General features: G+C 52.0%; 17 protein-coding genes and 1 tRNA gene. 10 read left to right on the top strand and 8 right to left on the bottom strand.

The window, feature by feature from the left end:
- Positions 1-75: 75 nt before the first annotated feature.
- Together EJ361_RS13565 and EJ361_RS13560 are read right to left on the bottom strand one after the other, a co-directional pair.
- Positions 76-2,295 carry a DUF5703 domain-containing protein gene (locus tag EJ361_RS13565; RefSeq protein WP_126246173.1) on the bottom strand — a complete coding sequence of 740 codons (2,220 nt, stop codon included), beginning with the start codon at positions 2,293-2,295 and terminating at the stop codon, positions 76-78.
- A 33-nt stretch (positions 2,296-2,328) separates the two neighbouring features.
- Complete coding sequence (locus tag EJ361_RS13560; protein WP_126246172.1) at positions 2,329-4,602, bottom strand: hypothetical protein; 2,274 nt, start codon at positions 4,600-4,602, stop codon at positions 2,329-2,331.
- A 509-nt stretch (positions 4,603-5,111) separates the two neighbouring features.
- On the opposite strand from EJ361_RS13560, the gene EJ361_RS13555 reads away from it, so the two are divergent.
- A complete protein-coding gene (locus tag EJ361_RS13555) occupies positions 5,112-5,531 on the top strand; it encodes a lipocalin-like domain-containing protein (protein WP_164714225.1) in 420 nt (139 codons plus the stop codon).
- A gap of 623 nt (positions 5,532-6,154) precedes the next feature.
- Positions 6,155-7,219 (top strand): 3-oxoacyl-ACP synthase III family protein, encoded by a 1,065-nt coding sequence (locus EJ361_RS13550; protein ID WP_126246170.1) that lies wholly within the window; start codon positions 6,155-6,157, stop codon positions 7,217-7,219.
- 33 nt (positions 7,220-7,252) lie between these two features.
- Here the strand turns inward: EJ361_RS13550 and EJ361_RS13545 are convergent, their stop codons facing one another.
- Positions 7,253-7,459, bottom strand: a complete 207-nt coding sequence (locus tag EJ361_RS13545; RefSeq protein ID WP_126246169.1) for a hypothetical protein — start codon at positions 7,457-7,459, stop codon at positions 7,253-7,255.
- 96 nt (positions 7,460-7,555) lie between these two features.
- Positions 7,556-7,631 (bottom strand) — tRNA-Lys (locus tag EJ361_RS13540).
- A gap of 162 nt (positions 7,632-7,793) precedes the next feature.
- Between EJ361_RS13540 and EJ361_RS13535 the strand changes: the two genes are divergently transcribed.
- Both EJ361_RS13535 and EJ361_RS13530 read left to right on the top strand, forming a co-directional pair.
- Positions 7,794-8,597, top strand: coding sequence for a pseudouridylate synthase (locus tag EJ361_RS13535; RefSeq protein ID WP_205687003.1), 804 nt, complete (start codon positions 7,794-7,796; stop codon positions 8,595-8,597).
- 87 nt (positions 8,598-8,684) lie between these two features.
- Positions 8,685-9,110, top strand: coding sequence for a VOC family protein (locus tag EJ361_RS13530; protein ID WP_126246168.1), 426 nt, complete (start codon positions 8,685-8,687; stop codon positions 9,108-9,110).
- Positions 9,111-9,168: 58 nt separating this feature from the next.
- Here EJ361_RS13530 and EJ361_RS13525 read toward each other — a convergent pair whose 3' ends face one another.
- Entirely contained in the window at positions 9,169-9,798 is a 630-nt protein-coding gene (locus EJ361_RS13525; protein ID WP_164714224.1) for a DUF3667 domain-containing protein, read from the bottom strand.
- A 295-nt stretch (positions 9,799-10,093) separates the two neighbouring features.
- On the opposite strand from EJ361_RS13525, the gene EJ361_RS13520 reads away from it, so the two are divergent.
- Together EJ361_RS13520 and EJ361_RS13515 are read left to right on the top strand one after the other, a co-directional pair.
- Entirely contained in the window at positions 10,094-10,426 is a 333-nt protein-coding gene (locus EJ361_RS13520) for a PadR family transcriptional regulator (RefSeq protein WP_126246166.1), read from the top strand.
- Position 10,427: 1 nt separating this feature from the next.
- Positions 10,428-13,067, top strand: a complete 2,640-nt coding sequence (locus EJ361_RS13515; RefSeq protein WP_240646631.1) for an ABC transporter permease — start codon at positions 10,428-10,430, stop codon at positions 13,065-13,067.
- An 82-nt stretch (positions 13,068-13,149) separates the two neighbouring features.
- On the opposite strand, the gene EJ361_RS13510 is transcribed toward EJ361_RS13515, so the two are convergent.
- Positions 13,150-13,968, bottom strand: a complete 819-nt coding sequence (locus EJ361_RS13510) for an HAD-IIA family hydrolase (protein WP_126246165.1) — start codon at positions 13,966-13,968, stop codon at positions 13,150-13,152.
- A 626-nt stretch (positions 13,969-14,594) separates the two neighbouring features.
- Here EJ361_RS13510 and EJ361_RS13505 point away from each other — a divergent pair.
- From EJ361_RS13505 to EJ361_RS13495, 3 genes are read left to right on the top strand one after another with little or no spacing between them, the layout of a single operon-like run.
- On the top strand, positions 14,595-15,290 hold the full coding sequence (locus tag EJ361_RS13505) for a twin-arginine translocation signal domain-containing protein (protein WP_126246164.1): 696 nt from the start codon (positions 14,595-14,597) through the stop codon (positions 15,288-15,290).
- Positions 15,291-15,293: 3 nt separating this feature from the next.
- Positions 15,294-16,217 carry a c-type cytochrome gene (locus EJ361_RS13500; RefSeq protein WP_126246163.1) on the top strand — a complete coding sequence of 308 codons (924 nt, stop codon included), beginning with the start codon at positions 15,294-15,296 and terminating at the stop codon, positions 16,215-16,217.
- 11 nt (positions 16,218-16,228) lie between these two features.
- Entirely contained in the window at positions 16,229-16,639 is a 411-nt protein-coding gene (locus tag EJ361_RS13495; RefSeq protein WP_126246162.1) for a DsrE family protein, read from the top strand.
- A gap of 135 nt (positions 16,640-16,774) precedes the next feature.
- On the opposite strand, the gene EJ361_RS13490 is transcribed toward EJ361_RS13495, so the two are convergent.
- Positions 16,775-17,749, bottom strand: coding sequence for an NAD(P)-dependent alcohol dehydrogenase (locus EJ361_RS13490; RefSeq protein ID WP_126246161.1), 975 nt, complete (start codon positions 17,747-17,749; stop codon positions 16,775-16,777).
- Between the two features lie 196 nt (positions 17,750-17,945).
- On the opposite strand from EJ361_RS13490, the gene EJ361_RS13485 reads away from it, so the two are divergent.
- Entirely contained in the window at positions 17,946-18,332 is a 387-nt protein-coding gene (locus EJ361_RS13485) for a winged helix-turn-helix transcriptional regulator (protein ID WP_126246160.1), read from the top strand.
- Here the strand turns inward: EJ361_RS13485 and EJ361_RS13480 are convergent.
- Positions 18,325-19,197, bottom strand: a complete 873-nt coding sequence (locus tag EJ361_RS13480) for an NAD(P)-dependent oxidoreductase (protein WP_126246159.1) — start codon at positions 19,195-19,197, stop codon at positions 18,325-18,327. The two genes, EJ361_RS13485 and EJ361_RS13480, sit on opposite strands and share 8 nt — an antisense overlap.
- Positions 19,198-19,323: the final 126 nt, after the last annotated feature.

The raw sequence follows: 19,323 nt of genomic DNA, 5'->3' as shown, positions 1-19,323 counted from the left end.
AAACCTATGCAATGCCCTCAAATAAAAAATTCACAATCCTTTACAATAAATAGATAATACTATCTTGCCGTTTTCCTACCGGGTAGAATATTCCAGCTTGCCGTTCCGGTAAGTGCCTTCATATACCTTCCTGTCAGGACCTGCAAGCCTGAAAACTACATCCCACTCCGCTGGCCAGGCTGGCAACAGTCTTACGCTATCGCCTTCATATTGAAAAAGCATTCGTTGCAATGCTATCATTGCCACATTCCCGTGATCCTGGTCGGGCGTCCAATCATAATTAGGGCCCCAGAACGCCGGGAAACGCATGAATTTGTCCGGGGTGGAAAAACTTTCGGCAACCATCCTTTTCGCCTCTTCCGTCAACCCAAGGCAGGCTGCCTGGATGGAGTTTTGCTGCCAGCCTCCATTTTCCTTATGGGTCCTCGACAGGAAGGTATTCAGCGCGATTTGCAGGCCCGGCTTGCCCAAAGCGAAGGCACGGTAGGGAAACACAGCATACATCTCAGGATTTTCTGCGTTTGCCTTGTTGCTGTACGAATGGGCAGGAGCCAGCAAAGTATCTACGCCGACGGTCCTCAAGGGCAGCGCCGGCAAATCTGCGATCAACCTTTGCCATTGGCCACGCAGCTTGCCTGTAGTCAGCCCGTCGGGCAAACCCAGCATTTTCTCAGCCACCGTCCGGATACCAACAATTTCGGGTAAGGGATTGACTGCCTTGTGATATGTTTCAAGCGAAGCAGCGGGATCGATCAGTATTTTCCCGTCGGCACCGCGCTTCCAGTGCTGATCGAAAAATGTAAGCACCTCAGTAACTAAAGGCACGAGTGTATCCTTTGCGAAGCCCGTACTCCGTGTCTGATTGTAATAATCGAACATCAGTAACGAAAGTTCCAAACCACTTTGCCAATAGTAAGTGATATAAGGGTTCTTCGCTAACCCCAATGGCACTCCGTTCCTGTCGCATCCATAATCACCATCGGCATAAGTTCCCCAGAAATTCATAGTCTCCGGAAAAAATGCGCCTTCATGTCCATAATATTTCCTGGTGGCGGCCTTGCGAAGCGGCAGTGCCTCCATATACATATTAAACAAAGGTGACATCAAATCAAAGTCGCCAGAAAGCAGCATACTCCAATAAAGAAGCCTGGTATTCTGCCACCAGTAGCATCCACCCCAAAGCCTGAAATCAGCATCAAATCCCTTATATTTTCCATCCCTGTTATAGGTGTCTACCGTAAAAATACTGCCATTGAACTTGATGGGGAACGCGCCCCTACCGCCGCAAGCATTGATAAAACGTTGCAGTATATATCCCTGGGTCACTTTACGAGCCCGATCCTGCTCCAGCGAATCTGCCGCTGAAATATATATATAAGACCTTTCCCAGAATGCCTTCCACCAGCCGATATGAGCTTTCCTGCGATTATGCGCCGGAATATCCGTTACAATTTTCGCCTGCTGCTCCAGCCTCCGTCGCCAACCGGTTGCGCTGCCTTGCGTGGTAAGCGGGTAAATCGCGATGCTGGAATGGAGGGCCGGTGTTTTGCTGATCAGGAAGGAATCTGATTTGTTAACCATCCCCTTTCCGCTGATCAGTACACCGAAATTGCGGTGCAATAACGGATCCGGGCGGTACGCCTGTACATCCGTCAAAGCCTGTACTTCCAGGTTATTTTTCCAGATGGAATAGTGATTGTGATGATACGCCATAATACTCCCCTCCTTTCCTGGCAGCACTGAATCAGGCTCAGAATAGATTTCCGTTGGGCAATCCTTCGTAACCTGCCTCCCGCCAATTCCCCAAACCGAACCATCTTCCTCCCCTTCGATCTTTCTTCTTTCCCGGCGCCAGTTTTCATATTTCACCGCTACACGGACTGGCTCCTTACTTTCTATATCGACCTGCATGACCGGATTATTCGCATCAATCCAGATTTTCATCTTGACATCCCCATAACTGATCAGTATTTCGCCGTTCTGCAATTTCAATTCCTGACGAAAGCTGATTTTCTTAAAAGGGCTTGGGGATATTGAAACACGTACTTTCCCCAATTTCAACAGCCGGCCTATTTCGCTCCAGGCATCGGTTTTGGAAACATAGAAAACGACGTCCCCGTTTGGTTCCACCCATACATTGGCACCTATATCGCCATTACCAATTGGCATAGAGGCATTCGCGTTTTCACCAGGGGTTTCCCATACTACGTTATAATCGCTCAACTGCTGAGCGTACGAAACTGCCGAAACGCATAGGGCATAGAGGAAAACCGACCATTTTTTCAATTGTATCATGTTATTTCATTTCTAAGTACAGCGGGAGGAGAATTATCTGAATCCGGCAACAGGGAAAACTTTCGTCTCACCTGCCTTAACGTAAATTTTAGGGCAACGGCTTATAAAACCTTGTGGATATGCTAATTCCGGCGTTGTATCCAGGAACACCCTCACGTTCGCATCAAAATGGGTGGGATTGGTAACTGTAAGGAGGCCGTCTTTCAATGTCGCATGCACGTGATCGAAAACCACCAGCACGTCGCTGTGCGGATTGATGTAAATACCAGGTATTTGCGCTACCGTAAGCATGGCACTTACCTGGGCCCAGGTATTGCCATGAAAAATGTCGCCTACTCCCCCTTTCCCTTCCCAGTCGCTGAGATTCACCCGTTCATTGATCCAGCCGGTTTGCTGGTCTTTAATGGGGCGATCGTCCCTGGAAATGTATTGCATGATATTATGCGCTACGTCGTAAATCATTTCCAGGTACTTCCTGTTCCCGGTGGCGCGATAGAGCTTGAACAGGCAATCGCCCGAAGCGGTACATATCCCCGGCCCGCCGTGCTTATTCTGCGTATTCGCCCATACGGCTCCGGTAGTTTTCATATCCAGTTTACCAAACAGGGAACTTCCGGGAAAGCTGTAATCGTATGTTACCATCCAGGTAGCACAAAACGCGGCTGCATCTTCGGCATACCGAATCCATTCCCTCTCCCCTGTTACTTCATACAATGTCATAAAAGATTCCAGCATGGCAAAAGCGGACTCCGAATCGTTGTTCTGCAGAATTTCACCGGGCCCTCCGCACGATATACCCTTTTTCGTATAATTGTTATAATAGTACCTGGCGGCTTCCTCCGCCACCTCAAGATATTCCGGATTTCCCTCAAACTTTGATGCCAAAGCCAGTCCACCGATTGCTATAACAGCGCTGTTGCTGCCACCAACCACGATCTCACCTGACTCCACGTCCACAAATTGCCCGAACTGGCCTGCACTTTCCCACAGTTTCACGAACGCCTCAGCCTGCATTCTCAACGGAATTTTCCAGGCAACCGGCATTTGCCATTCCGGTTGGGCATAACGCCGTGAATAGGCATACTTGTAGATAAAATAAAGCGCATCCGCATTCTTCCGCAGGAGGTGGAGATTATCGGGGTGAGGGTTGCCGAAACAATCGCTACACCAAACGCGCCCGTCTCCACATCCATAGAACAATCCGCTTTTTGCCTGACTTTGCGTAATAATCTTGTGATAATTCATGAATGCCCTTGTAGCCGAGCTATCCCCGCCGGCCTCGCTTAACGGGAGTGTAACCATCAGGCCCCCCACCCATCCCAATTGCCACTTCAGATTCAGTGCCTGGCCGCCGAGCGTGTAAAGACTATCAGCACTACTCCACCATTCATTCTCCTGCCTTTCCATAAGCTCAAAGGCTTTGCTAAAAGGTAATTGATTAACATATACGGAGCTACCGTAACTTTTCCTGATGTCGATGAACCTGTTATTCAGATCCGCAGGGGAAGCGAGATGCTTATAGGTATATACCTTGTAGCGAACCACAACCCTATCACCCTGCTTAAAATCCACCCCCGTTTCGTTGGAATGTGACATACGGGCCATAGAATAATACTGCTCTCTGACACCAGGAGCCAAAATTGTAAAGGTAGCTTTATCACGCGCCTCGCTTTCACGGAAAATCAGCGCATTGTTACCTAATTCCGTAGCCTGTTCAGTCAATATCCATATCCCACTTTTTGTTCTCGGGAAATAGATACCCACTGCCGGCGTAGAAAGATCCCCGGTATTGAAATCCATCCTGGATGGCCCATCGTACTTATTCAGCCTCGGGATATCGGTAATCGTCACCGGTAAATCCCTATTATAATCTTCGGGTTTAAATAAGGGAGGATAGCTATAGGGCAACACGTCGAACCTGTTGCCATTATAGGCGGCCGAAGGCATTATGACATAATTGTCCGAATCCCAGTCGTCGAAGACAAAATCAACAGAAACGCCTGATTTTGCCGCCGCCCCCGCTGCTAGCTGAAAAGTGTATATCCTTTCATGTTCATCCTGTCCTATCGTTCTTTCACAATGCCATTTTGCTGCATCCGTAACCAGAACGGATTTGTTTCGTAGAAAAGAAAACGGATGTTCCTCCCGGATAGAATTCCCTTCATAGCCTAATACCCTGGCACTTGTGTTGAAAAAAGGGCGTCGTTGAGACAGGGCGTCAGAACTGGTCAATATACCCACAAGCAGCAGTTGCGCTTTGAAAAGCCACACTGCTAGATTCTTAATAGAAATATGAAATGTCCACATATGGAATTACTAACATTTTCACTGCGTGATGCTCCGCAATTAGCTTGTAAAACCCAAAACTAGGGATTACAGCCAAGCAAAAAATCTACAATTCCCCACAATTAATGGATTATTCTATCTAAATTTTTTAGGCAAAGAACGAATTAACAGCCGGTATACATACGCTGCGAAATTCTTCAGAAATGCAACATATAAAAAAAGGGTAAGTTCTATAACACCAGGTGGCCTGACAGTCGGTATCTTGACTGTTCCAGCTTCAATTTGCATGGTTGCTGCGATTTTCCACCAAACGCCTCGAATCTCGTTGATTGGCACTCCTGGAATCACTGGTTATTTACTAGCGTCATCATTGTGAAGAGAAGGTCAGATTTAATTTTCCGGCCTCCTCATTGACACTTTATTGACATAAATTACAACTATTCTTGCACCTCAATCCCTCTAATTCCTTTTTTATTAATTTTATCAATTAGTAACCATACTAATTCAGTACCCATAAAATAATGAACCCAATGAGAATGCAAATCACCTTTTTCGCTGCTGCATTAATTCTGTTTTCTGCCTGTCAAAATGGACAGAAGCGTCAAACCGACCAACAAGAACAAAACAAAGCTACCGCTTCAGAACAACCAGCTTTACCAACTAAAGAGAAACTAACGGGTAAATGGACGCAGCCAATTCCGGGGCAGGAACCCGCAATTCAGGGCATTGAGATAAAAGGTGATGGCTCGGCATCCTCCATTAACATGCATACACTTATTTATGAAAAATGGCAGTTAAATGGGGACACCCTTTTGTTGTGGAATCATTCAACTGGTGTTAAAGAACCCATCGCTGCTATTGACACTACTGTTATTACAACGCTCACTGATTCTACACTTGTACTTACCAACAGTAATGGGTATCAATCCAGTTACACACGCGGAAAATAATTTCCTCTATTCTCATTGTTACAAAATGCCATTAGTAGAAAGTGGCATCTTGTAACGTTTTGCACAAATCACCACTTTGGAGACAGACTTTTATATTATCTTAGTAAAAGCTGATTTTCCTGTATAAAGGTCGGGAAAGAAATCGGGGTTATACAAAAGGGACTCAACTAATCGCTCAACTAAAAAAGAATACCCCGCAACCAGCATAAGGTTTGTAAGTTTGCTTGTGATTCCGCCGGGACCGTCCGATCTCGACGCCAACCTTGCCAATATCGCGGGCAGCTTTCTTATTTCGCTGGTAAAGTATCGAACCGTATTGGAGGGTCAACTATGGGATTGAAAACTTCAGTTTTTGCGAGCCGGTGTTGGTATATAATGAAGTACAATTGCAAGCCAACGTAAAAGCAATAACAAATCTTAGGGGAACTGTAAAAGCGGTTATCGAAGCAATTTTGATACTCAGGGGGAAAAACAAACCGGTGTACTGGGATGCAGTATTTTTGTATCATAATTTTTAACTATAATGCAGCTGTTATCTGCAGTGATATACCTGGATAACTGTAATTGGATACTTTATTATCCTGTCAAACAGCAGATTTTAATGAAGAAACATCATTTTCACTATGACCCGATCAAAAATAACAGGTACAGGCGCCCATACTCCAGTTCAAAATGTAACAAACGAGCATTTTTTGAATCATATATTTTATAACGATGATCATACGAAAATCGAACAATCTCCTGAAACGATCATCCGAAAGTTCAAAACCATAACCGGGATAGATCAGCGGCGGTATGCCCCGGAGGGGATGGTCGCTTCCGATATGGGTACTTTGGCCGCTGAAGAAGCCATAGTAAATGCGACAATAGACCGCGAATCCATAGACCTGGTAATTGTCGCCCATAACTATGGCGATATGAAATACCATGGCGCACCGCGGGATATGGTCCCGTCTATTGCATCGCGCATCAAGCATAACCTGGGGATCAGGAATGTAAAGTGCATCCCCTATGATATCATATTCGGTTGCCCGGGATGGCTGCAAGCCCTCCTCCAAGCTGATCTTGCTATCAGGGCTGGCGATGCGGAGACGGCGCTTGTCATTGGTAGCGAGACGCTTTCACGCGTTATCGACCCATCAGACCGCGACGGCATGATATTTTCCGACGGAGCGGGCGCTTGCATCCTTCAAAGGAAAGCTGACGGAGACAGCGGGATCGTAAATACCGCCGTTAGATCTGATACGGCAGACGAACTGGCATATATATCTTCGTCAGGAACCAATAAAGGAGATCAACTTGAGCCGCTTTTTATCAAAATGAAAGGTCGAAAAGTTTATGAATATGCCCTCAAGTATGTGCCGCAGGCCATGAAAGATTGCTTTGACAAAAGCGGGAAAAATATTCGAGACCTTAAAATGATCTTCCTTCACCAGGCCAATGACAAGATGGATGAAGCTATTGTAAAAAGGTTCTTTGAATTGTACGGCATAAAAAAGCTTCCTGAAAATATTATGCCAATGAATATAGCTACGATGGGCAACAGTTCGGTTGCGACTATCCCGACACTGTTACATCAGGTACTGAGTGGCGAGCTGGGAACTTTTCGATTGTCTGAAGGTGATTTGATCATGTTTGCCTCAGTCGGTGCAGGAATGAATATCAATGCGCTTACCTATATTTGGTGAAGGTGTTCACTCGATCCTGATACCCTGGAGCCACTATTCTATTTCCACTTCTACCGCTTTCACCCGTTCCCCCTCGATCACCAGCAACGTACCATCCCATTCACCACCCCCTTCCACTAAAAACCCGTCCAGCACCGTGCTGCGCGGGCAAAGCATCCCTAAATGGCCATCCAGCTCGCCTTTCGGTTCGATATTTCCTGAAAAGCTGTTTTTTTGATGGAGAACATTATCGAACCACAAGAGTTAACGAGGCTGTGCGTATGATCTTCTCGGTAGACAAGGCTTTTCGCCAAAAAGAAAATGGGACAAGCCTTTCTATCGAAGACTTGTCCCATCTGGTGATTCCGCTGGGACTCGAACCCAGGGCCCATACATTAAAAGTGTATTGCTCTACCAACTGAGCTACGAAATCATCCTTTAGATTTTCATCGTTCAGGGCGGCGAAATTACATAAATTTATTTCCTCTCCAAATTTTCTTTAAAAAAACATCATCACTGTTCCCCCACCGCAACGGTCCACATCCCGGAAAACCGTACCTTTGCGCTCTCAAAAACCTTTACAGGACACAGTATTATGACCAGCGACCCTGATGTTTGCCAACCAACCGCTCCAGCAATACATCAGCCAACGAACAGCGTATTCACCCGGTTTTCGGACCAGGATGCCGCCAGATCCCTGGCGCAAGGGCTCCGCTTCCACCCTAACGCGCCCATCCATCCACTTTGCATCGCCGCTGCGGAAGAGCTCCAACGGCACCTCACCCGCCAAAATGAATGGGAACACAATTTCGGGCTGGGCAACGGCGGAAACGGCAGCGTCATCGGCAAGATGTTCGGCGTGCTGGCCGTACGGGCGCACAACGGCACCCTGGGCTACCTGGCGGCATTTTCAGGCAAACTGGCCAACGGGAACCACCACAGCGGGTTCGTGGAACCGGTGTTCGACGCCCTCACCGCCGGCAGTTTCCTCAATACCGGCATGGCCCGCCTCTCGAAATTCAATGCTGAAATCGCCGTTCTGGAAGCAGCAGGCGATCTGGCCGCGATCCATAAACTAAAGGAAACCCGCAAATCCCACTCCATCGCCCTCCAGCGGAAACTCCACGAGCATTACAACTTCCGCAACAAAGCCGGCCGCACGAAGAACCTGGTCGATATCTTCGAGGCGCACGGTTACAAACAGCCGCCCGCGGGCGCCGGGGAATGCGCGGGCCCCAAACTCCTCCAGTACGCCTTCCGCCACCACATGGAGCCCCTGGCCCTCGCGGAATTCTGGTGGGGCCTCTCCCCCAAATCCGCCACCTGGAAACACGGGGAATTCTATCAGCCCTGCAAGGAAAAATGCGCCCCCATCCTGGATTTTATGCTGGGCGAATAAAATTTTTGTACTGCTGGAAACCCTGCTGACATAAGGCTGTCAAAACCCGCCGCTACTTTTGGCATACAAACAAAAAAACTATCCAAAATGGCACAATCATCAGTATTCCGCGGCATGGCAACCCTCACATTTTTCGCGGCAGATCACGCAGCAGCAAAGCAATGGTACTCAGACTTCTTCGGCATCGCACCCTATTTCGATATGCCGGGATACTTTGAATTCCGCCTGGGCGATTACCAGCATGAATTCGGCGTCATCGACGCCCGGTACGCCCCTCCGGCCAGGTCATCCGCTGCCGGCGGCGCCGTTACCTATTGGCATGTGGATGATATCAAGGCTACGTTCGGCCGGCTCCTGGAAATGGGCGCCACGGAATTTGAGCCCATCACCCCCCGCGGCCAGGAAGGCAGCGGCTTCTTCACCGCCTCCGTCACCGATCCTTTCGGCAATATCATCGGCATCATGACCAACCCGCATTACCTGGAGATCCTGCAGCAGAAAGCAACCGTATAAAATCAGCAAAGCCGCGCCAATCATACGATTCGCGCGGCTTTCATTTGGGCTACCGGGTTTACCAGGGGCGCATGGTCCCCGTCAGCTGAAACCCGGAAAAATACAGAAAAAAGAGGAAACAGTTCATCAGCGTCAAACGCAATACCAGCCAGCCTTTCCTGTAATCATCCTTCATCAGGAATCCGAAAACCGAACCATACATAAACAGGAAAGCCGTCATAAAAAACGGGATGTACAACCCGATATCGATGTTGCCGAACTGGCGCGTCACCAGCATCATCACCCAACCCACGAGGTACACCAGCACCTGCATGATGTTCAGCTGCGCGGCGATATAGGTATTGATGAGAAAATGTTCCCAGAAATTGTACTTCCCGCGGCGCATGAACAAAAACGTGATCACGCTCGCGAAAGGGATCATAAGGAAAATGAAGACGCTGAAATAATGATTGAAAAACCCGCCCCTGTCCTCCGCCACATAACCGGGATGGTACTTTGCGTATGCGCTTACAATGCCCGCCGTAATGAGCTTCACGAGCAATGTACAAATGGTAGACATGATGATCACATAGGCAAACGGCCGGAAATACTTCACCCGCTTGCCGTCCAGGTAATCCTTGATCATCCCGCCCGGCCGGGTGAACAGCGATAGGAAGGTGTAGAAAAATCCCTTGTCGACGTGAAACACCGAATGCGGTATATCGTGCAGGAAATAATGCGCGTTTATCCTGCCTTCATGGTACGACTGCCCGCAATTCGGACAAAAATTACCGGCCGCGGCCTTCCCGCAATTCTTACATACATGGGTTTTGTGCATAATCCGCCGAAGATAATTAAATCCGACTGATTACAACTCGTTACAATATGAAGATCGCTCCCCGGCCTGCCATTGCCAACGATCCGGATGCGTTCGGGTATAATAATTCATTATTTGTATGTATTATAAGATGTATTTACATACATTTACGTAATTAATCTCGGAAATGAAAGGTACAAACCTCGGAGAATTCGAAGAACTGGTACTCCTCACCGTTGCCGCGCTGGGGAACGAAGCGTACAGCGTAGCGATCTGCGACGAGCTTTCCAGCCACACCGGCCGCTCTGTGAAACTGGGCGTGGTACACGCAGTGCTGAACCGGCTCGAAGAAAAAGGACTGGTAACAAGCCAACTGGGTGAAGCCACGAAGGCCCGCGGCGGCAAGCGAAAGCGGTTCTACGAGCTCACCATGGCCGGCAAGGCAGCGCTCATCAACGCCAAGGCGATGCGCGACCAGCTATGGGCAAAGATTCCGTCACTCGCATGGAAAAACGGCTGACATGAAACAACACCATCCGCCCGCCTGGGCGCAGCGATTCGTGGAATGGTACTGCAAACCGGGGCTCGTGGAAGACCTGACGGGCGACCTGCACGAATGTTTCGAGCGGAATCTGGCCACCATGGGGCCGCGCCGGGCCAAACTGGTCTACATCATCGATGCGTTCAAGTTCTTCAGGAGTTATACCGTAAGGAAAACCTTATTCGCTCACCTTTTTATGAACAGGATCATGATCGGCAGCTACGTTAAAACTTCAGGGCGCAACATCCTGCGCAACAAACTGTTTTCGTTCATCAACATCCTCGGGCTGGCCATCAGCATGTCTGTGGGGCTCCTGCTGATCGCTTTCCTGCTCGATCTGCGTTCCTACGACCGGTTCCACGAAAACGGCGGCCGCATCCACCGGATCACGAGCATTTTCACTTCCAACAGCGAGCAAGGCGGAAAATTCGCCACCGCATCCATCAAAACCGCCGACCTAATCCGGGAAAAAGTGGCCGGTATCGAGGAGGTAACTACGATAAAAAACGACTTTTCCGGCGACGCGAAAGTTGGCGGCAACGCGCTTCCCATCAGGGGATACTGGGCGGAACCTTCGCTGTTCCGGGTATTCACCTTCCCCATGCTGCAGGGCAATCCCGAAACGGCATTGAAAGCCCCCTACTCCATCGTGCTCACGGAATCGGCCGCCACCAAGCTTTTCGGCGACCAGCCCGCCCTCGGCAAAGCGATCGAAATAGATTCGATGACGTACCAGGTCACGGGGGTCATGAAAGACGTTCCCTTCTTCTCACATATCCGGTTCGAAGCACTGGTGTCCTTATCCACCGCCGGACAAATCCATAAAAGCGGTCCCGGTTTCGGGGCGTGGACGGACATATGGTCGCACGCCGTGTACGTGCTCCCATCTAAAAACGCGGATATGACCGCCATCCGGGCACAGCTCGATGCGCTGGCGACCGAAGAGAACCTCGCCGGTAAAAACTCCCGTATCCAGCTGGAATTGCTTCCCCTATACAACATCGTTGTCGGGGAAAGCCTCCGCCAATCCGAAGGCGGGCCTGGTTTTACGGGGCCTCACCTTTCGCCTGCGGTGCTGTGGATACTCGGCGCGCTGGCTTTGATCGTCATCCTGTCGGCCTGCTTCAATTACACCAATCTTTCCATCGCGCGCGCCATGCGCCGGGTGAAGGAGATCGGGCTGCGCAAGGCCATCGGTGCGGGAAAGAACGAGGTGCGGCTACAATTCCTCGCGGAAGCGGTCATGATCTCCCTCGCAGCGCTGCTCCTCTCCTTCGTGCTGTTTCTCGCATTGCGGCCGTTGCTCATCAACATGGCGCCGGAGATGCAGCGCATGGTGACGCTCGACCTCACTCCGGCCACGGTATTGGCTTTCATCGTGTTTTCAGTGATCGTAGGCGTTGTTGCCGGGTTCCTCCCCGCCCTGTTCTTCTCGAAAGTGAGCGCCATCCATGCATTTGGCAACGTTTCCCCCGTTAAAACCTTCCGGCACCTCACGCTCCGGCGCGCGTTGGTGGTCATCCAATACACGGTAACGCTGATTTTCATTACCACCACCGCCATCGGGTACGTGCAGTACAAAAACATCCTGGCGTTCGATCTGGGGTTCGATACCGCGAACATCCTCAACATCAATATGCTGGACAACAAGCCAGACGCCATGGTACAAGCGCTCGGCGAAATGCCGGAAGTAAAGGGCGTGTCGCGCTCGCTCATCACCACCGGCGTGGGCAATGCCTGGGGCGGCATTATGAAATACAGGGATTCGCGGGACTCGCAGCTGGTGATGACCAATCACGTCGACGAAAATTATCTCCCGCTCCACGATTACAAACTCGTTGCCGGCGGCAATTTTGTATCCCGGCCCGCCACCGCCGGCGCGGTGAGCGAAGTGATCGTGAACCAGCAGGTCGTGAAGCGGTTCCACATCGCCGGTAATGATCCGCAAAAAGCGATCGGTGAACAGATTACCCTGAATGGCCGGAAAATGACCATTGTAGGTGTGATGCAGGATTTTCACTACGGAAAGGTCGAAAACCACATCGGGCCGGTGGCCTTCACCCCCTGGACCCCGGAAGACCGGACCATCCTCAGCGCCAGGGTCCATGGCGCCGATATGCCGGCCACGGTCGCCAAAATAGAGGCGGCCTGGCGCCAGACCGACCGCATCCACCCCTTTACCGCCGAGTTCTACGACGAAGAGATCGAGCAGGCGTACAGCGAATTTTCGACCATGATCAAGATTATCGGTTTCCTGTCGTTTTTGGCGATTTCCATCGCATCGATGGGCCTGTTCGGCATGGTGGTGTTCACAACCGAAACGCGGCTCCGGGAGATCTGCATCCGGAAAGTGATGGGCGCCGGCGCGGGGAACCTCATGTTCCTCCTGAGCCGCGGGTTCCTGTCGTTGCTGTCCATCTCCGCGTTCATTGCCCTTCCGGCCACATATCTCTTCTTCCAAATACTCGTATTGCCCAATTTCCCTTATCATACGCCGGTACAGTTCACGGAACTGTTTTCCGGTTTGCTGGTGGTATTGCTGATCGCTTTCGTGATGATCGGGTCGCAGACCTTGAAGGCGGCGAGAAGTAACCCGGTGGCCGTTTTGAAGCGCGAGTGAATATTATCGCTCACAACAAAAGCCGCCTGGGTCCTGCGACCCGGGCGGCTTTTTCATATTCGTGTGCCTCATGGCGATTTGGCTATACGATTTCTTCCAGCTTCTTCTTACTGCCCAACACCTGTTCGAACAGTTCGCCATCCAGCAAATCCCGGATGGATGAAATAACAAAATCCGGCCGGTAGCTGAACTGGCTGATGTCTTCCGCTTTCGTTACCCCTGTGAGGGTGAGCACGGTGGTGAAGCCCATGGTCCCGGCGCCGAGGATGTCTGTCCCCATCGTATCGCCGATCATAACGGTCTGATCGGTGGATAGGCCCAGTTTCTTGCGGGCCATGCGCATCATGACCGGGCTCGGCTTCCCTACGCTGAAAGCCTGTTTTCCGGTGGCAAACTCTACCATCGCCACGAAAGCGCCGCAGCCTGCACGGTATTTCCCGTTACCGATCGGACAATTGGGATCGAGGTTCGTAGCAATGAGCTTGGCGCCGTTCATGATCATGTTGATCGCCTTGTCGACCGATTCGAGCATGATCGTCCGGCCTTCGCCGATGATCACGTAATCGGGATGATCGTCTACGATCGAAAAGCCGGCGGCATGCAGTTCGGCCAGTAGTCCGCCCTCGCCGATCACATACGCCGTAGCCTCCGGCGTGCGCGACGCCAGGTAGCGTGCGGTGGCCATGCCACAGGTAAATACATCATCGTCTTCCACATTAAAGCCCAGTTTCCGCAGCTTGTAAGATACGTCGCGGTTGGTGCGCTGGCTGTTGTTGGTGAGAAAAAGGAAGGGAAAACCCTGTTCCCTGAGTTGGTTGATAAACTCTACCGCACCGGGAATAGGTTCCGAGCCCCGGTAAATGACGCCGTCCATGTCGATTAGAAATCCTTTCTGATCCATATTTTTGGTTTTATGAAAGCAGACGTACCACTTGGCGTGCAGGGCATGAAATCTTCCCCGGCCGAAGCGTATCGTCCAGCAAAATGAAATGTGAAATCAGAATTTGGTTCGTGGAGATTAAAAAGGCGAGCGAAGCCCTGAAATTAGCTCCTGGATGGAGATCGGGCCTGATGATCTCAAATATACAACAATAGTTGAAACGTACTAATTATTTTTTCTCGCAGCTAAAATGATGCGGCTGCATTAGCAACACAATGCATGCATATCTACGTATATCCGTTACGTTTGGCGCTGTTAACGGGTCGCGGCCGCAAGTTGAAAACTACGCATTTAAGTACGGGCGCAATTGCAATGCGGGAAAATCTAACCGCACAGGTAGAATGAATTATTTCGGCATCGCAAAATTGCAACCGATTGAGAACGCCAAATCCCCGGCCAAACCCTGCAGGTTCGGTAAATGCATTGTTAATACAGGCTTTTCCGGCGCGGTCTTTCAGGAAATATCCTGAAATTTGTATTCGTCATTCCCCTCCGCTCTTCCGGCAGGCGCTGCTATCTTTCGACCTATCCAAAGCGCCGAATGAAAAACCGAGACATGATCATCGTTCACGTAAAACTGGTATCATATGTCTAGGTCACTACCAAACGCCGCTCCTTCCCGCCGCGATTTTCTCGGACAGGCTGCCATGGGTGCAGCCGCATTGGGCCTTGGCTGGCTTGCATCCCCCCTGCCCGCGGTTGCCGCAGAAACCGCCGTGCTGGCCGATGCGGCCGACGAATGGTTCAAAAAGATCAAAGGCAAACACCGTCTGCTGATCGATTCCCCGCGGCCGCACGGTATTTTCCCGTTCGCCTGGCCGAAGGTTTTCCTCATCACCAATTCCATGACCGGCACACCTGAAAAGGATTGTTCGGTAGTAGTGGTGTTGCGGCATGATGCGATCCCTTACGCCATGAAGTCCGATATATGGAGCAAATACAAGTTCGGGGAAATGTTCAAGGCCGACGATCCCGCCACGCAGGCCCCTTCGCTCCGCAATCCCTTCTGGCAGCCGGGGCCCAATGATTTCAGCGTGCCGGGCGTAGGCCCCGTGGAAATCGGTATCGACCAGCTCCAGAATAGCGGCGTCATGTTCTGCGTCTGCAACATGGCCATCACGGTGTATAGCGCCGTAGCGGCCACGTCTATGGGCCTGGACGCCGAACTGGTGCGGTCCGAATGGCTGGCGGGCGTGCTCCCGGGCATCCAGGTGGTGCCCTCGGGCGTGTGGGCCATCGGGCGCGCGCAGGAAAAAGGCTGCGCCTACTGTTTCGCGGGCTGAGCCATGCATCGCAGTTGCATCGTTCCGGCCCTGATGTTGGCGCTGATGGCCTGCCGCCGGCAACACCACCGCCCGCCGGCACTCTGGACACCGCCCGATACCGCCACCATCGCCCGATCGCCCGCGGGCGATGAAATCCGCTATGGCCGGGCGCTCGTCATGCACACGGCCCGGTTCTTCGGGCCGGAGGGCTCCCTGGCGAAATCCGCCAACGGCATGAACTGCCAGCATTGCCACCTCGCAGCCGGCACCGCGCCCTGGGGGAACAATTTCTCGGCGGCATGGGGCACCTATCCCAAATACCGCGACCGCAGCGGCAGCGTGGAATCTTTGGAAAAGAAGATCAACGATTGTTTCGAAAGGAGCCTCAATGGCCGGCCCATCGACAGCGCCGGCCGCGAAATGCAGGCCATGGTGGCTTACATGCGATGGCTGGCGGCCAAAGTACCGCGCGGGGAGCGCCCTGCAGGCAGCGGTATCACGCAGCTGCCCTGGCAACCGCAGGCCGCCGATCCCGCGCGCGGAAAACTCGTGTATATGCGCCTTTGCGCCACCTGCCATGGGCCAGACGGCGAGGGCAAAAAGGCCGGCGCGGAATTCCAGTACCCGCCGCTATGGGGCCAGCATAGCTTCAATACCGGCGCAGGCATTTTCCGCATCAGCAAAATGGCCGGGTATATTTACAACAACATGCCGCAGGGCACCACCTGGCAAGAGCCGGTGCTCACCATCAACGAAGCGTGGGACGTAGCCGCATGGATCGTTTCACAGCCGCGCCCATACAAAGCCTTCCCGGCCGATTGGCCCAACATCCGCACCAAACCGCCCGATCACCCGTTCGGCCCCTACGCAGATTCTTTTTCCGAAACCCGGCACAAGTACGGCCCGTTCGGGTCCATGCTGCCGGCATCATCCGTCAAACCATAAATGCAAACATCATGAAAACACTACTTTCCATATTCCTCCTGCTTTCCGGCACATTAGCCATGGCGCAGGACGCACCGTACAAAGTAGTCTTCGATCTCACCAGTAAAAACCCCGCCACCCACCAGGCCGTGGTGAGGCAAGCGAAAAGCATCCTCGATATGCGGCCAGACGCGCAGCTCGAAGTGGCCATTTACAGCGAGGCCCTCCCCTTCGTCTGCAAGGAAAAATCGACCCTCAAACCCGAGCTGGAAGCCCTCCTCAAAACCGGCAGGATCTCTTTCAAAGTCTGCGGCGAAACCATGAAACGCAAACAGGTAAAACCGTCCGACCTCATCGATGGCGTGAGCGTGGTACCGGATGCCATCTACGAAATCATTTCCCGGCAGAAGGAAGGCTGGGGATACATCAAAGTGGCGCAGTGAAGCCATAAAAACGGCTGGCCGAAAATGCGGCCAGCCGTTTACATCATTAGTTTATTGCTTGTATGCGGATTTCCAAGAAATGGGATGGGTAACGTGCGAAATAGAACTGCCGCGGAAAGCTAGTATGACATCGCTTCAGGAAACAGCAATAATGATCTTGCCCATCACTTTCCCAGTACCGAAATACCGGAACGCATCCGCGGTTTCCGCCAACGGGTATTCCCGGTCTATGACGGCTTGCAGCTGCCCCGCTTCGAACAGGTGCGATAATTGATCGAGATCTTCCCGGTTGGGCCGGTACCCCATGATACCCAGCTTCCGGCCGGAGCCTGCGGAAATCAATGTAGACAGCACCATCATCTGGAACAGCAGCCATCCCATGGACCCGCCGATCATGGAGAAAGTTCCCCCGGGCCGAAGCGCCCTTTTGTAATCGGCGACCGACCGGTGCGCGATCACATCGAGCACTTTATCGTATTGCTCGCCGGTGCGCGTATAGTCTGCCGCGGTATAGTCGATGCAATGGTCTGCCCCCAGTCCGCGCAGCATATCGAATTTGGAAGCCAGGTCCACGCAGGTCACTTCCGTACCGATCGATTTGGCGTATTGCAGCGCCAGCGTACCTACGCCGCCGCCGGCACCGTTGAGCAGGATGCGCTGTCCGGGTTTTACCGGCCCGAAGTGCCGCAATCCCTGCAAAGCCAGCAAACCGGCCTGGGGCAAGGCTGCGGCCTGTGCGAAAGACATGGCAGGCGATTTCCTTGCCAGCAGTTTTTCTTTCGTGACAACGTATTCCGCAAAACCGCCGAATCCGCTCTCCGCGATATCGCCGAACACTTCATCGCCCGGCCGGAAATCACTGACGTTATTCCCTACCGCCTCCACCGTTCCGGCTACGTCTGCACCCAGCACAGGGCGCCGGGGCTTGCGCAAACCACCGATCAGCCGCACCAGGAAAGGCTTTCCCAACAACAGGTCCCAGTCCCAGGAGTTGATCGATGATGCATGGACTTTCACCAGCACTTCATCGTCTTTGGGAACGGGAACGGGAACTTCCTGCATTTGCAGCTGGTCTGGAGAGCCATATCGATGGTAGCAGATTGCCTTCATGGGTATTCTTGAGAAAGGAATATATAGTTAAGTTTATGCCCATAAATATAATAGAATACGCTGAAAACCCATGTGTATGGAAATTATGGTTGTGAGAACCGGCTTGGCGGGAGAAAACGAAAAGGGATAGGGATAAATTTATCCCTATCCAGCATGTCCCGCATCTGTGATATATTTGACGTAAATCAATTGCGAGATGTATCAGAAAAAAATACCCGAGTTGCTCGATTGCGGATTGGCTGTGGCGATCAAGGTGGTGGGCGGGAAATGGAAGGCCTGGGTCATCGACTGCATCCGGCGCGGCGTCCGGCGCCCCAGCGCCATCCATCGGGAGATGCAGGCCGTCAATCCGCGGATCGTTAATCTCCACCTGAAGGAGCTTGAAGAGATCGGCATCATTTACAAGGAAATCTTCGCGGAAGTGCCTGCCCGTGTGGAATACCGGCTCACGCCCGTAGGACAGAGCATCCTGCCTGTCATGGAGGCGATGGAGCAATGGGGCAATGAGAACAAGGAGTACATTAACCGCCACCAGGCCGGCTATGCGCCTGGCAACTGTGCCCTGCTCCAGGAAACTAACTGACCTTTCTCAACACTTTGATGATGGCGGCATGCTCTTCCTTGCCATAACCCGCGTCCATCGCCCGTTGGAAAAGATCGGCGGCGAACAGCGGCAATTCCTTGCTGATGCCCGCTTCTTCGGAATGCTGCACGAGCAGGTGGAGATCATGGCCCGTGGTGTCTACGGTGCTTTCCGGGTCGCTGAAGTTATTTTCCCCGATCACGCGGCCCATATGTTTCGATTCCACGGCCAGCATGGGAGACACATCATGGATCAGTTCTCCGAACTTTTCCGGGGGGAAGCCTTCATTTTCCACGATCAGCGCCCCATGCACGAACCCGATCCAGCTACCGGCCAGGTAAGCGAGCACGGCGGCGAAGAGCACGGCGGATAGCCCGGGTTCAGGACCGAGGTAACTGAGGTTGCCCAGCGCGCGCAGCGTGTTTTCCTGCGCTGTAAGGCCGGCTTCGCTCCCGCTGATGGTGAGGGTGGCTTCGTCTGTACCGATCTGCCGTGGCCACGCCAGGATGTCGCCGTTGAGGAGGGTGGCGCCATGCCGGGTGGCCCAGGCGTCCAGTTCACGGGCCTCTTTGGGGGTGCCGGTGCTCAGTTGCACGAGGGTACGGCCTTTCAGGACGCTTTCCACTTCCGGTGTTTGGATGATCTTACCGGCCGTTTTATAATCCGATACACAGATCACCGTCAGTTCATTGGCCGCAATGGCGGCAGCTGCGCTCCCTGCTGCTATCGCTCCTTTGTCGACGAATGCGTTTACCTTATCCCTGTTGCGGTTCCAGACGGTCACCTGCCATCCCTTGGCGATGAAAGCCTGCGCGAGCGCCGATCCCATGGAGCCCAATCCGATCACTGTTACTGTACCTTTCATTTGATTTGTCATTTGATTACAGCAGCAAAACTAGGCCAGGCCGCATGTTTCATCAATACGGGATAAAAGATTCAGGTGGGGGAAAAATTTGTCCCCCTGCGTGGATCCTTCATCAAATTCCTTCGT

The sequence above is a fragment of the Chitinophaga rhizosphaerae genome, from assembly GCF_003958645.1.
Taxonomy (GTDB): Bacteria; Bacteroidota; Bacteroidia; order Chitinophagales; family Chitinophagaceae; genus Chitinophaga; species Chitinophaga rhizosphaerae.
This window is presented reverse-complemented; position numbering and strand designations above follow the sequence as displayed.